Genomic DNA, 14,412 nt, shown 5'->3' with positions numbered 1-14,412 from the left:
TTTGTTCATGTTGTATCTCTTTTTATTTTACGAGACGCCCTATTCGTACTATAACTGGGTATAGCCTTGGGTTTGGCTTTGGTACTGTCTGACCGGGAGAACAATCCCACCAATTTTTCCCTATAGATATAACCGAGTACAAACCCGATTACAGCGATAACAGAAATAATAATGGCGATTGTGTATTGTTGCATATGAATCGTGGACCCTACAATGGTAGATGCGATGATCCACGGCAGACGACCGACGATAAGGATCGTGAAGAACCTAAACGAACTAATCGATGTAAGTGCGGCGACAAATACAAGCATGTCTTTGGGCAAGCCGGGAATTACGAAAAAGATGAATAAAAAAGCGGAGAACTTCTTCTCATCATGAATTAACGACATCCACTTATTATTTTTCTTTTGCATTAGCCGTGAAATATAAGCGCGACCGATAAAACGAGTAAAATAAAAAGCAATCGCTGAGCCTATAATCAAACCTATTGTAGTATACAAGGACCCAAGTGTAACCCCATAGATATAACCGCCTGCAATCTGTACCACTTCTCCTGGAATGGGTGCAACCACGATCTGAAGAATCTGGAATAAAATAAACATGACCGGACCCCAATGGCCTGTTGAATGAATATACGCTCTGAAGTTGTCCATGGAAGACATGATTTTAATAAGGGCAGGAGAATAATACACCAGTAGACCAATGGACAACATGATGAACAGACCCAACAATATGTTAATCATTACTTTTTTCGAAGTTTGTGGCATTCCTGACGACCCCTTTGTGTAATAACTTCTACATATTTACAGTATAAGACGAAATTATTAAGAGATACCTACATAACTTCTGAAGAATTCTTAAGTCGATTGTATTTGCTGGTAGTCGCTAATAGCGCATATTATACTGAAATTAGACGGAGGGATCAGATGAGCAAGAAAATTCTAATTGCTGATGATAACAGTGAAATTCGTGAAATTGTAAGGATTTTGTTAGAGAGTGAGAATTATGAAGTGATTGAAGCGATAGATGGTCAAGATGCGATTGATAAAGTGAACGAAGAGACGGATCTCATTATTTTGGATATGATGATGCCCAATAAATCGGGGCTGAAGGCGTGTCTGGAGATTCGTGAAAAAACAAGCGCACCGATCCTGTTTCTCACGGCGAAAACGCAGGATTCTGACAAACAATTGGCCTTTTCCTCAGGCAGTGATGACTTTTTGTCCAAACCCTTTTCCTATACAGAACTCGTTTCGCGGGTGAAGGCTTTACTGCGGAGGTATTATGTATATCGGGGCAAGGAGAAGACCGAAGAACAGGACCAGATTATCGTTAAGGATCTTACCGTCCATCAGGATTCAAAAGCCGTGTTTGTTGGGGAGAAGGAGATTGCTCTAACTGAAATTGAATACCAGATCTTGCTGCTGTTGGCTAAGAAGCGACGAAAGGTATTCTCGGCAGAAAATATATATGAGAGTGTTTGGGGGCAACCCTATTTTTATACGTGTAATAACACGGTGATGGTTCATATTCGTAATTTGAGAGGCAAACTGGAGGATGACCCGCAGAACCCTAAATATGTGAAGACTGTTTGGGGGAAGGGGTACAAAATTGAATAGATTATTAATCGGAAAAAAGCTGAAGATTAAACTGGTTCTGGCGGTTGTCATTTCTTTGGTCATTTCCATAAGTGCACTCGTTATTTTACAAGTTGTTGGCGAGACTGTATTGGATAGTTATTTAAGCAAATCCACTTTTGTAGAGAACAGGCAGCAAGATGCGCTTGATCGATTTGAAGCATTTGTGGATAACCAGAACGTGTCAACCCGTGATCATGAGGAATTGTCTGCTTGGATAAGACATGAGCGCTACTTAAATCTGTATATTTTTGCAAAAGACAAATTGATATTTTCCTCCAACACGGAGATTGATCCTGCCATTAATGAAGAGTTGTTAACTCAATTCGTGCCATCAAAAATACCCATCACCACCATCCATTTTGCGGATCAGGATGCCCAGATATACTTGGTTAGCTTTTATGAGTATCAATACTACAACCTCATTCTGATTATTGGTGTTTTCATAGCGGCCATTGTGTTTATTGTTTCCTTTCTACTGATGATTAATAAGAAAACATCTTATATTGGCGTGCTTGAACAAGAGATCAAAATACTCGAAGGTGGAAATTTGGATTATTCGATTACGATATCGGGAAAGGATGAACTGTCATCTCTGGCCCAGAGTATTGATGAGATGAGGAAATCATTTGTGGAGCGGCTGGACAGCGAGGAGAGGGTCAGGATGGCCAACCGTGAATTGATCACGGCGATTTCCCATGATTTGCGAACGCCACTCACGATTCTATTAGGATATATGGATATCATAGAGCTTAACAAATATAAGACACATGAGGATCTGTTGCAGTATATTCATAATAGCCGGGAGAAGGCCTATCAGATCAAAGTGCTGTCGGACAAACTATTCGAATATTTTACGGTATCCTCTGCCGCTGAAGAAGAGGAAGTAGAATTTGAAATGTATGAGGGCAGAGCACTTATCGATCAACTCATAGATGAGCAATTAGTGGTTTTGGACGATATAGACGTGCAGGTTCAGACAGATGCACATCATGAGGAGTTTTTGCTGGAAATCAATCTGGTCGCCATGCGTCGCGTAATGGATAACATATTTTCAAATATTCGAAAATACGCCGATCCAGGGCATCCCGTTCATATCCAGATTTCTTTGAGGCAACAATGGGTTATTCTTGAGGTGGAGAATAAGATTAAACGTGTTGGCAAAAAGAAAGATAGCAACGAAATTGGGCTCGTTAGTTGTCAGAAAATGATCCAGCAGCACAACGGGACGTTGACGGTGTCGGAGGAAAAGGATATCTTTTCACTACAGATTATGCTACCTGTCATCATCAACAAACCAACACAGACTCATATATAACGGATCTCTTGAAATGATGCTGAGTGTTCTTGGAATCCATCTTGCTGTCTAATTTTGTTACCTTAGGGTGCTGTAGTGGAGGAGCTTGCTAAATAGGCGTAGGAGAAAGAACAACGCTCTACCATTCACACTATACAAAAAGAGCCATGCGACAGCATGGCTCTTACATATATCGTGAGAGGGCAAACCTCATGTTTTAAACAACAGGTGCATTCTGTTTCTTGAAATATTGTTCAACTAAAAACGCGAGCATCGGTCCGGGCTCAGCCTGCTGTAATTGAGCCTGATCGCCAAATTCCATGAGATACGGCTGTTCCGTAGTACAAGGAGTCCAATGAGGCATCAGCTTTCCGGTGGAGTCCGAACCGTTTGGGTCACCTGTAGCAATAAAGTTGGATAAGTAATTACACATCTGGCGAGCCAGATCATAATGCTTGCCTGTGAAAGGCCGCCAGCATTTGGCAAGTGTTTCGAAGAAAAACCACAGATCAACGGAGTGAAAAGTGCCTGGCTGATCCCAGCCCGGAATCTCGGCGTCGAAGTTATAATAGTAGAGAGGCGTTTCAGACGGATGACCGCTGTTCGCGCGGATGGCGAGCAGAATGGCATGTTGGATCATGCGGACCGATGCTTGTTGCAGAGCATGTTCGATTTGGCCGGTATCGGCCTCACATAGCTGCAAAAAGGCAGGAGCATCCTCGCCAAACAGCTCCACAGCCATCTGCTTCAGTTCTTCCAGATTGGCTGCGGCGGGACGGGTCCAAAATTCGGAAGACGTATGCCCCAGCATTACGGGGATCGCCTCGCGCTCCTGCTGAACAAAACGAGTAAACGGATCGCCTGTGCAGAATTGTTCGTCGATGACGGTTCCCCAGAAGCTTTTGTATTCGAGTGCTTTGTCACGGAGATGTTCAGCATCCAGTTGTCTCGCCTCAGCCAGGGAAGATACGCCCAGGAAGTCGAAAAATTCAACCCCTGCTTGCTCTGCATCCCTTAGTGTGGAGCGGACAGAAGGCACGCGGACCTTCGGGTACAACTCGGTAGCTATACCGCTCATGATGACGGCTCGCTGGAACAAGCCTTTATTTTGCGGAGAGGTCATCTGGCTGAGTACACTTCCTCCGCCTGCCGACTGTCCGCCGATGGTGATCTGGTCTGGATCACCGCCAAAGGCGGCAATGTTGCGTTTGACCCACTGGGTACCTGCTTGTTGATCAAGATGACCAAAGTTGGCGGGTGCATGTGGGGATTCGGCACTAATCTCAGGATGGCACAGGAAGCCAAAGGTATTCAGTCGATAATTAATCGTCACAACGACAATACCTCTACGAGCGATTCGCTCGCCATCAAATTCCATTTCGGCCGTATGGCCGACTTGCAGGCCCCCGCCAAAATACCAGACAAAAACAGGCAACTTCTCGTCCGTACGCTTGGCGGGTGTCCAGACATTCAGATACAGACAATCCTCGTCCATGGGCAGGTCGGGATCAACGGCCCATTCGCGGGTATAGATATTGTTATCATCGATGACTGTTGGGGCTTGCATGGAGATGGGGGCAAAATCAAAAGCTTGCAGTACACCTTCCCAGTTCGACTGCGGTTGCGGAGCGCGCCAGCGGTTCTCACCTACAGGAGGGGCGACAAAAGGAATTCCCTTGAAGCTGGTAATCCGCGGGTCCGCCGCGGGCAGTCCTTGCACTTGTCCATGTTCTACCGTAACCATTCTATGCATACAACATTCTCCTCTCTGGATTTAGCATGTAAGCGTTACCGAGCATCTGATCAACGATATATAAGATAAACCTAACGCCAGAACAGGGCGTCTTAGAAAGGGGGAATCGTGGTTGAATCCGATTTGGCATGAGAGCAGTAGAGCCAGTAATTTGCATTTTATCAGCGGTGGTCACAAGCCAGCTAACCCTCACCAATGGGGGCCAGGCGTGCGTGACGTTTATGCGCTGCACTATATTATCCGCGGCCAAGGGACGCTGGAGACGGGCGGCCGCGTTTTTCGGCTCGTTACGGGGGAAAGCTTTATCATATTTCCGCAAAAGGAGATTTACTATTATCCAGACCCGCAAGATCCATGGGAGTACGTCTGGGTGGAGTTTAGCGGTGAGGATGCCGGGCGGTTGCTGGGGCTGACACAGCTCTCAGAGGTACAACCCGTGGTGACGGTCTCGCCGGAGACATTGCAGCCTTTTTTCCACCTTGCCTGGAACGCGGGTGCATCATCTTATGAATTACTGCGGGCGGATGCACGTTTGCGTCTGCTGCTCTCCTACTATATGGAGCATTATCCGAAAGAGCCGCAGGTGGACGCCAAGGATTATGTCTGGCTGGCGAGAAAGTACATCGAGCAGAACTACTGGAAGCCAACATTGACCGTCACCGAGATCGTAAAGGCAGTTAATCTGGAGCGCAGTTATTTGTTTCGTCTGTTTAAGGCAGCAACCGGCAAGTCTGTTTTGGAGTATATTACATCCTGCCGAATCGAGCGCGCCTGTGAACTGTTGAAAACGTCGGGCCTGCCGATTCAATCGGTAGCTTATTCTGTCGGCTACAATGATCCGTTATATTTTTCCAAAGTATTTAAAAAAGCAACTTCACACACGCCAACATCGTACATGATGCTGCACGGGACCAAGGCATAACGTTAACGGAACAGGGCGCAGTTCCCGGACTCTCGGAAATAACGGATCAGCTTCTCAATAGGCTCACGTCCACAGTTCAGCTTCACTCCTATACAATCAATGCACAGAAATTGCTGGGCAGAGCGCGAGATCAATTTGAGGTAGATGCCCACATCGTCTGAAGAGAGCGGGACCTGACAGGAGGTGCACAGGCGATGTTGAGCCATCTATTTCACCAGTTTGGCCCGGACGACGAGGCAATCATGTGCTGCGACAACGGGAGCGAAGCGTTCACGGAACACGCCAAGCTCTTGATGTTCCCAGCAGTCATACAGGGAAAGGGCATAACCGGCAGCGTAAGGCAGACCCATATCCCAAAATTGCAAAGACAATTCCCGCTGGCTGTCGCTCAGGTTGAAGAAACCAATAGCTAGATCACCATCTGTGAGTACCTTCACCAGCATAAATACATCGTCTGTGTGAAACCATTGCGGTTCTGGTTTAATGCGGTAAGCTCCACGCGCTTCTACATCCTGATTGATAGCGATCAGGTCAGGATTCAGGAGAATATCCTTTGTAATCTGGTTAGCCTTGCGCACGTCACATCCGATCATTAATGGGGAACCCATCATGGACCAGAGAGAGAAGTGGGTTTTATATTCGATGTCGTTGCATCCGCCGATGCTGCCAATATAATCATTGTTGCTTCCACCATACATACCTACAATCAGCATATCCATGTCGTTATGGCAGAAGGAGCCGGTGTAGCTTTGTTTGCCCAATTGAGACAGGGCAAGTTCCTTCACTGAATCCCAATTGTCACGGATATCGCCGGTAGAACGGTACATATGAGCGCCCGATTCCCGAATCCAATCGTATACGTCGTCGGCTCCCCAGTTGCAGGCGGAGAACAGGATATCGCGTCCGCAGTTTTTGAGCGCAAGGCTCATCCGTTTGTACAGCAGCTCTCCTGAGATATGGCGCGGTTTGAAGCAGTAATCATACTTCAAATAATCAACGCCCCATTCGGCAAAAAGAGCAGCATCCTGGAATTCATGCTCGAAGCTGCCTGGATACCCGGCACATGTATGTGTACCTACGCATGAATACATGCCGAACTTTAGTCCTTTGCTATGGATATAATCGGAAAGCGCTCTCATTCCACTCGGGAATTTATCCGGGTCAGCCACCAGATTGCCACTCGCATCCCGTTCCTTCAGGCTCCAGCAATCATCAATGACAATATACTCGTAACCAGCGGCCAGATAACCTTCCGATACAAACACATCAGCGACATCCCGAATTAATTGTTCGTTAATATCCCACGTAAAGGTATTCCACGAATTCCAGCCCAGGGCAGGGGCAAAGCCTAACACTTGATTGTTGCTCATGCTCTCGCATCCTTCCTCATCTCGGTTTTGTTAACAACACTAAACTGAACATAAACGATGAGTGACGTATCCTGCCATAGCTTAACGTTGCTTGGACATGGACATATGTTGCTCTGCTTGTGCTGGGGGAATCAGCTCTTTCCAATCAGGCTCTCGGCAGGTATCAGAAGTTGCCGGTAAAAGCATAACAAAGGAAAAATGTCAGTCTGCGAAGAAGTTATATCTATCTTTTCAGGGATCTGTGCGAAACAAGGGTATGGATGTTATGATCGGTGATAATGCTCGAACAGGTTGTCAGAGCCATAGGGAAAATTGAATAGTCTTCAGTATTATTAGGAAAAATACTCCAGTGAGGAGTCCCCCATACGAAAGGAAATAATCTCGTCGGAATGATTATGCATATGGCAGAATGGTTCGAATTGGATAATGTGCGATTGTCCATCGGTTTTTCGTTAAACATAAGTGTCTGTTTGATTTGATCAGATAAATAATTTATAGGATTGGGAGTGTCACGAAATGAATCTAGATGAAGTGATGCAGGAGCTTGAAGCGCTGGGCAAAGAACGAACGAAAAAAATCTATATCTCCAACGGTGCGCATGAACCGCTATTTGGCGTGGCAACCGGGGCGATGAAACCAATGGCGAAGCGGATCAAAAAGGATCAACCTTTGGCAGAGCAACTATATGCAACGGGGAATTATGATGCGATGTACTTTGCGGGCGTGATTGCCGATCCTCAAGCGATGACGGAAGCTGATTTTGACCGTTGGATTGACGCTGCTTATTTTTACATGATCTCTGACTTTATCGTTGCTGTGACGTTAGCCGAGACAGACATTGCGCAAGAGGTTTCCGATGCGTGGATTGCTAGTGGGGATGAACTGAGAATGTCAGCGGGATGGAGCTGTTACTGTTGGTTGCTCGGCAGTCGAAAGGATGCTGAGTTTTCGGAGAATAAACTGATGGAGATGCTGGAACAGGTGAAAAAGACGATTCACGAATCTCCGGAACGAACAAAATATTCGATGAACAATTTCCTGTATACCGTTGCAACATCCTATCAACCGTTGCACGATCTGGCGGTGGAGACAGCTCAGGTAGTTGGCCCCGTTGAAGTGAACAAGGACATGCCCAAGAGCAAGTTGCTGAATGCCTCTGAGAATATCCAAAAGGCAGTGGAAAAAGGGCGTACGGGGTTCAAACGTAAATATGTAAGATGCTGAAATTTTCGCCGTATCGTCAGTTTTAACATACGAAACATATGGAGATCGTGGGATTGAAATCCACAATCTCCATGTTATAATGAGGACAGAAACAGCTTATAATGCAAAGAGAGCCGTGCGCTAACACGACTCTCTGATGCAATAGCCGCTTTTAAGGGCGGTGGGCTTAACAAGCAGGGTACCGACTAAATAGACCGCATCCCTTAGCCAGAGGGCGGTCTATTTGTCTTTATTGGACAGCAGCGCTACAATCAGCAAACCGAAGGTAAGCATTAGCATAATTGCTTCAAATACTGTCACAAGGCATCACCTCCCTTCCGGGAGATTAGCCGACCGCCCATATAAGCCTTTCCATTGCTCTGTGAGTATACCATATTTTTCTTGGAGCTAATAGATGAACAATAATTCGTTTTTATAAAAGTTTGGGAATGTTAATGACCTCGTACTTTGAGTACGAGAAGAGCGTTACGGTGGCTAGTATGGAATTTATTTAGTTGCAAACAGATATGAAAAACACGCCATTTATAGGCGTGTTTTTTGTTGAAAGCTAGATAATAAGCGCATAGCAACATCAAGGCTACATATCGTTCCTTTTAACCATTTCTTTGGCTTGCTGCCTGCCCGCCGAGAGAAAGCTGTCGCTAAGCTCAGGATCACTAACAGAGCGTGCAAGTACAAGCGAACCAACCATTGTACTGAACAGTGCACGACCGCTGGACATATCGATCTCAGCCAGATTGGAGATAAAAGTGATCATCCGCTCCAATTCATGGGTGAACACCTGCCGAACCTCTTCGGACGAACGGGATATTTCGCTGGAAAGGGCGGGGAAAATACAGCTCATTTCTGTTTGGTCGCGGTGATACGGACTCAAATAATAATCGATTACTTTATTAATTTTGGAATTCTGCTCTTCCTGATCAGCCACGTTCTTTAGAAGTGTAATGGTATCACTAATGGCATATTCACAGGCTTCGGCAACCAATTGTTCCTTGTTGTCAAAGTGGGAATAGAACCCACCGTGAGTTAATCCAGCTCCCTTCATAATAAACGGGACACTCACTTCCTGGATACCATTGGTGCGAAAAGCTCGAGCCGCACTTTCAACAATTTTACCTCGTACTTTTATCTTATGTCCTTTAGGATAGGGCATGATCATTCACTCCATAGTTTCATCATTATGCTTTTTAAAATATTATATTCATCATAATAAAGCCTGTCAATTTGCTAACTGGATGTCTGTTCATTTTCAAAAGGGCCAAATACGATTGTTGACGGTCTTAAAATATGATGGTTATAATATATTATGGTAATCATATTTTAAATCAACTTCAAATCGGGAGGTATCAGAATATGGGCAAGCTTGAATCTGTGGATACGTTAGTTATTGGATCAGGTCCAGGGGGATATGTGGCGGCTCTTCGTTCTTCGCAGTTGGGGATGAAGACGGCAATTGTTGAACGTAAACAGCTTGGCGGGGTCTGTACACATGTGGGTTGCATACCATCCAAAGCCTTAATTGCGGAATCGCATCGTTATGATTGGTTCAGACAGTTTAATCAAGCTGACGCGGCAGCGACATTTAAGAATGCTCAGGATTTTAAACAGGGGGTTGTGAATAAACAGGCAGGTGGTGTCCACTATTTGTTAAAGACTGCGGGTGTGACCATTCTTGAAGGCGAGGCCAGTCTGTTGGATGAGCACACAGCCATGATCCAGCAAACTGGACAGGAGCAAAGCATTTCTTTTAAAAATCTCATATTGGCAACGGGGTCTCGTCCAATTGAGCTGCCAGCATTTCCAGTTGGAGGTCGCATCTTATCTTCCACTGAAGCATTATCTCTACAGGAGGTTCCGAGTAGTCTGATTGTGATCGGCGGAGGTTATATTGGGGTGGAGCTCGGACAGATGTATGCCAAATTCGGAACCAAGGTAACGATTCTGGAGGGAGGCGCACAAGTATTGCCTGGATTCGAGGCGGAACTTGCAGCCCCTGTAGTCAAACAATTAAAGGCGGACGGCATCCAGATCGTAACCGGAGCGATTGCCGAAAAGGTGGAGCACAAGGCGGATTCCATTACACTTCATTATTCAAAAAATCAGGAGCAGCATCAGGTTACAGCGGAATATGTATTGGTCACAATCGGCAGGAAACCCAATACAGACGGCCAGTTAGGACTGGAACGCATAGGCTTGCCCGTAACAAACAAAGGACTGGTTGAGACGGATGCACAGTGCAGAACGGTTATCCCGCACATTTATGCCATTGGAGATATTACAGCCGGTCCGGCACTTGCTCACAAGGCCTCCTATGAAGCTAAAGTAGCTGCAGAGGCCATTGCGGGTCTCACCTCCAAAGTGGATTACAAGGTGATTCCGCTTGTTGTCTTTTCTAATCCGGAGCTATCCAGTGTTGGGGTAAGTGAGACGGAAGCCAAAGCGCAGGCCATTCCGGTGGTTATCGGAAAATCTTCTTTTGGGATCAACGGAAGAGCATTGGCGTTAAGGGAAACCGAAGGTTTTGTGAAAATAGTGGCTGACCCGACTTCAGGAATTGTCATTGGTGCGCAAATCGTCGGAGTGGAGGCATCCACACTGATATCGGAGCTTGCACTTGCGGTCGAGATGGGCGCAACCGTGGAAGATCTGGCCATGACGATTCACCCTCATCCCACTTTGGGAGAAGTGATCATGGAGGCAGCCGAGAACGCGGTCATCAAAATGAAAAAGCAAAAATAGTCAGCAAATTTAACCATACACGAGGATTGGGAATGGGAGAGATAAAAAGATGAAGTTAAAAGCAGGTTTGTATATCGGAATTGCGATGGTGTTCATTGTTGGAGGTTCACTTCTGGCTGTTAAAGGAAAGGATGCTGTAAGTCAGGCCGAGAGCAGTAAACAAGGCATACTTGAGGCAGAGCAAACGACATTATTTTATCAGAATAGTCCCGGGACGATTGCAGAGGTTGGTGTGTCTGCAGGTGACTCCGTGAAAGAGGGAGAGGTACTTTTCAAAGTGAAATCAGCGGGGGAGGGAGATAAGGAGGTACTTGCACCGTATGACGGGTTGGTTGACCGAGTTGCTGTAATACAGGGAGATCAAGTCCAAGCAGGAGTCCCGCTAGCAGTTGTGCAAAAGAATACGTATTACACCGACCTTTACATACAGGAAAGTGAAATTCAACAGCTTGAAGTGAATCAAAGCATTGATGTTCATTTCCCTTATTTGGATCAGCCAACGCAGGTGAAAGGGAGTATTATTTCCATCTCAACTGCTCCTCAGTTTGCGAACTTGCGTATGTCGCGGGAAAAAGGGCAAGCCGATTTGAGCATGTTTCTGGTCCGAATATCGATGGATTCGAATACCGATTTGCTTCCGGGGATGACAGCAGAGGTGAAACTTGATGAAATCACTGATTGACGAATGGAAGTACGTCGCGGACAGTAAGTATATACGGCTAATTTTTATTGGGCCAATGATTGCAGCCCTATTTTTTGGATTAATGTTCTCGCAGAATCAACTTAATAAATCACCAGTTGTGGTTATTGATGAGGATCATAGCGAATATTCACGGCAATTGATCTCCAAGATAAATGCGTCACAATATATGAGCGTCAAAAGCGTATATGCGAGCCGAATGAGTCCTGAAACATTGCTTGCCAACGAGCAGGCTGTAGCGGTCATTATGCTTCCCAATCAGTTGGGTTTGCGTCAACAACAAGGGAAATCGACGAATATCGGCATCTTGATGGATAACACGATGCCCTCGGGGTTAACAGGTATTCGCACTGCGATTCAGGAAATCATACTGACAGAGAATATGACCCTTTCCATGACACGTCTGATCCAAAAAGGGATGGATGCCGAGACAGCTAAAGGAATCGTGTCACCGTTATCCCTTCAGCAGCGGATGCTGTTTAATCCAACCTCCAGTTATGTCGGTTTTATGGTGCTTGGATTTGTGAATATCGTAGTATTGATGATTACAACAAGTGCAGCGGGCTCAATTGTACCCCGGCTTCGTCAGGAAGGGAAACTGTTTGCAAACGGAAAGTCACCTTTCCAGATATGGGTTCGGAGTGTACCTTACGCTGTGTTGAGTTCCCTTTCGCTGCTTCTAACCTATGGATTATTAAAGCAGGTGGGGGGAATGCGGTTTGAAGCAGAGGCTTATCTTTTTATCATTCCGTTAGTTGTTTATGCTTTTGCCTTGTCACTCATGGGTATGCTGATTGGATACACTGCCAAAGATATGTCGAAAGTAAGCCTACGAACCAGTTTTGTATTGTATCCCTCCTTTTTGGCTACGGGAATTCAATTAACGCCGCTGGCGTTCCCAGAACCGTTCCAAATGTTCGCATGGGCATTACCCATGAACTGGCTTAACCGTCTGATTCGTGGAATGGCGTTTAGGGACGGGGCGCTGACAGCCTACAGTCAGGAGTTGGGGGCATTGCTGATTATTATTGGCGGAGTGTCCTTGTTCATGGGATTACTGTTTCTGCGGGAAACAAGGAAAGTTTCTTCCAGCAGAGCACCCCTGTTGAATATGGATATATTGCCGAGCAGTAATTAATTTTTTAAGAATCGTTAAACAACGAAAAAAGACGCACGGGAGTCATTCCTGTTGCGTCTTTCTGGTTTCTTTTAAATCTCATTCGTGCTCCCATACGGCGAGCTATTTTCCATATTCAAAAATGGATCGTGATAAAGAGGGAAATACCATAGATTGTTTCTCATTAATCGTCATCATTATATGATATAATTTCTCACTGAGAGTACAGAAATGGAGAGCAAGAACGGCTTGATCCAGCTACTCCATAGCTGCGCCCATTTGTGACCTACTGCTCAGATGAAGACTTCCAAGGGAGCACTGGCTTTTAGGATATAGAGCTGCACGCAGATAAAATTATATATTGTGGGAGTTGTCTAACGAATCATGAATAAAAAAGAAGTCGCGCATATACGCAAGCAGTTTAAACTCGATCACGATCTACTGAATATTTACGATATTCTCAACGTGTATATTACGAAGGAAACCAATGAGGTCTATCACTGGGAGCGTCACCCGTTCGAACTGGTGGACAGAGAGAAGCAGGAGCTGTACATGGGCAATTTCAAAAAATTGCTGACAGGTGATTTGGATCAGAAGTTGTTTGAGTTGAAGTTCCAGGAAGCGGCGGAGGATCCAGCACAAGTATTGCTTCACCAGGCGCTGGTAACAGGTGATCCGGATGAATGGCAGGATCTGATGTTGCTGCTCGTGGATCGAATGTTGGTGGATACGAAGTTTGAGCGGGATATGGTAGCTACGTTCGTGCGTGGACAGTATTATCTGCCAACCAAGGCTAGAAACGAAGCCACGGAAGAGAGTGAGAAGAATGAGGTGTTCGCCCATCCGTTCATTCTGTGCAGCGTGAATTCCACGGAGAAACAGCGGAAGACACTCTTGTTTGATTACGTGGAGAGAGAATTCAAATACAACATCATTGTAGATCCGATTATCAAATTAAGCACGCCAGAGCAAGGGTTTCTGTACCCTAGCGTGACGGACAACTACTCCGATGTGAACCGTGTACTGTATTGTACAGGGAAATCTAATTTCCCGGATCCGCATTTTGTTGAAAATGTATTGAATGGAGAAAGATCCGTTACCGCACTGGAAGAACGGGCGATCTTCGAAGATATCGTCAAGGAAGTGGCCGGTGAACAGTTCGATTCAGCCACCATTGCACATGTATACGAGGAGATCAACCGAGTCATCGAGATTAACGAAGAGTCCCATGAGGAAGAACCTCCGAAGCTGGATTATAAAGATCTGGAACGTGTACTGACCGCAAGCGGTATAGAGGATCTGACAACGGAGAAAGTAGAACGTGCCTTCGAAACGATCGTTGATAACAAGAACTATGAGATGAAGGCAACCAGTGTTATGCCGAAGTTTACGTCCAAGTCCATTAAGATTGAGACCAAGGTTGCTACGATTTCGGTTAGCCCGCAAGACCTGAGATATGTGAAGCAGGTAAATTATCAAGGCAGACGTTGCATCATGATTGAAGTGGACGAAGATGTTGTGATTGAAGGCTTTACCCTTAATACAGAAAAACTTATAAATGAGTAATTGATTCTAGACAATGGTGATGTAAAATAATCCTGCAAGGACGAATAAACGTCCATTTATTGCAAAAAGCCCAAGCCAAAAGCAACA

14 protein-coding genes are annotated in these 14,412 nt (G+C 45.6%); 8 read left to right on the top strand and 6 right to left on the bottom strand.

What is annotated here, in order from left to right; translation table 11 throughout:
* Positions 1–5: 5 nt before the first annotated feature.
* Positions 6–767 (bottom strand): TVP38/TMEM64 family protein, encoded by a 762-nt coding sequence (locus C170_RS02030; RefSeq protein ID WP_036606024.1) that lies wholly within the window; start codon positions 765–767, stop codon positions 6–8.
* Between the two features lie 159 nt (positions 768–926).
* On the opposite strand from C170_RS02030, the gene C170_RS02025 reads away from it, so the two are divergent.
* On the top strand, positions 927–1,619 hold the full coding sequence (locus C170_RS02025; protein WP_017690627.1) for a response regulator transcription factor: 693 nt from the start codon (positions 927–929) through the stop codon (positions 1,617–1,619).
* A complete protein-coding gene (locus C170_RS02020) occupies positions 1,612–2,955 on the top strand; it encodes a sensor histidine kinase (protein WP_036606023.1) in 1,344 nt (447 codons plus the stop codon). Before C170_RS02025 ends, C170_RS02020 begins: the two co-directional genes overlap by 8 nt.
* A gap of 196 nt (positions 2,956–3,151) precedes the next feature.
* On the opposite strand, the gene C170_RS02015 is transcribed toward C170_RS02020, so the two are convergent.
* Positions 3,152–4,687, bottom strand: coding sequence for a carboxylesterase/lipase family protein (locus C170_RS02015; RefSeq protein ID WP_036606022.1), 1,536 nt, complete (start codon positions 4,685–4,687; stop codon positions 3,152–3,154).
* Positions 4,688–4,799: 112 nt separating this feature from the next.
* Here C170_RS02015 and C170_RS02010 point away from each other — a divergent pair, with 112 nt between their 5' ends.
* Positions 4,800–5,609 carry a helix-turn-helix transcriptional regulator gene (locus C170_RS02010; RefSeq protein ID WP_036606021.1) on the top strand — a complete coding sequence of 270 codons (810 nt, stop codon included), beginning with the start codon at positions 4,800–4,802 and terminating at the stop codon, positions 5,607–5,609.
* A 2-nt stretch (positions 5,610–5,611) separates the two neighbouring features.
* On the opposite strand, the gene C170_RS30330 is transcribed toward C170_RS02010, so the two are convergent.
* Together C170_RS30330 and C170_RS02005 are read right to left on the bottom strand one after the other, a co-directional pair.
* Positions 5,612–5,815, bottom strand: a complete 204-nt coding sequence (locus C170_RS30330) for a hypothetical protein (RefSeq protein WP_074093540.1) — start codon at positions 5,813–5,815, stop codon at positions 5,612–5,614.
* Positions 5,816–6,979 carry a glycoside hydrolase family 27 protein gene (locus C170_RS02005; RefSeq protein ID WP_036606020.1) on the bottom strand — a complete coding sequence of 388 codons (1,164 nt, stop codon included), beginning with the start codon at positions 6,977–6,979 and terminating at the stop codon, positions 5,816–5,818.
* A gap of 516 nt (positions 6,980–7,495) precedes the next feature.
* Here C170_RS02005 and C170_RS02000 point away from each other — a divergent pair.
* Positions 7,496–8,203 carry a DNA alkylation repair protein gene (locus C170_RS02000; RefSeq protein ID WP_036606019.1) on the top strand — a complete coding sequence of 236 codons (708 nt, stop codon included), beginning with the start codon at positions 7,496–7,498 and terminating at the stop codon, positions 8,201–8,203.
* 219 nt (positions 8,204–8,422) lie between these two features.
* Here the strand turns inward: C170_RS02000 and C170_RS31635 are convergent, their stop codons facing one another.
* Both C170_RS31635 and C170_RS01995 read right to left on the bottom strand, forming a co-directional pair.
* Positions 8,423–8,503: a putative holin-like toxin gene (locus tag C170_RS31635; RefSeq protein ID WP_370739116.1), complete on the bottom strand. Its 81-nt coding sequence runs from the start codon at positions 8,501–8,503 to the stop codon at positions 8,423–8,425.
* 277 nt (positions 8,504–8,780) lie between these two features.
* Positions 8,781–9,356, bottom strand: a complete 576-nt coding sequence (locus C170_RS01995) for a TetR/AcrR family transcriptional regulator (RefSeq protein ID WP_036606018.1) — start codon at positions 9,354–9,356, stop codon at positions 8,781–8,783.
* Positions 9,357–9,556: 200 nt separating this feature from the next.
* Here C170_RS01995 and lpdA point away from each other — a divergent pair, with 200 nt between their 5' ends.
* The 4 genes from lpdA to C170_RS01975 all read left to right on the top strand — a co-directional run bounded on the left by lpdA (position 9,557) and on the right by C170_RS01975 (position 14,325).
* A complete protein-coding gene (lpdA, locus tag C170_RS01990; RefSeq protein WP_036606017.1) occupies positions 9,557–10,942 on the top strand; it encodes a dihydrolipoyl dehydrogenase in 1,386 nt (461 codons plus the stop codon).
* Positions 10,943–10,991: 49 nt separating this feature from the next.
* Positions 10,992–11,624, top strand: a complete 633-nt coding sequence (locus C170_RS01985; RefSeq protein WP_036606016.1) for an HlyD family efflux transporter periplasmic adaptor subunit — start codon at positions 10,992–10,994, stop codon at positions 11,622–11,624.
* Complete coding sequence (locus C170_RS01980; RefSeq protein WP_036606015.1) at positions 11,608–12,780, top strand: ABC transporter permease; 1,173 nt, start codon at positions 11,608–11,610, stop codon at positions 12,778–12,780. The genes C170_RS01985 and C170_RS01980 overlap by 17 nt, the downstream gene beginning before the upstream one ends.
* Positions 12,781–13,143: 363 nt before the next feature.
* On the top strand, positions 13,144–14,325 hold the full coding sequence (locus C170_RS01975; protein ID WP_036606014.1) for a DUF4317 domain-containing protein: 1,182 nt from the start codon (positions 13,144–13,146) through the stop codon (positions 14,323–14,325).
* Positions 14,326–14,412 lie beyond the last annotated feature (87 nt).

This window comes from Paenibacillus sp. FSL H7-689 (assembly GCF_000517905.1).
GTDB classification, from domain to species: Bacteria; Bacillota; Bacilli; order Paenibacillales; family Paenibacillaceae; genus Paenibacillus; species Paenibacillus amylolyticus.
Note: the sequence above shows the minus strand (reverse complement) of the source record. Positions and strands in the feature narration are given on the sequence as shown.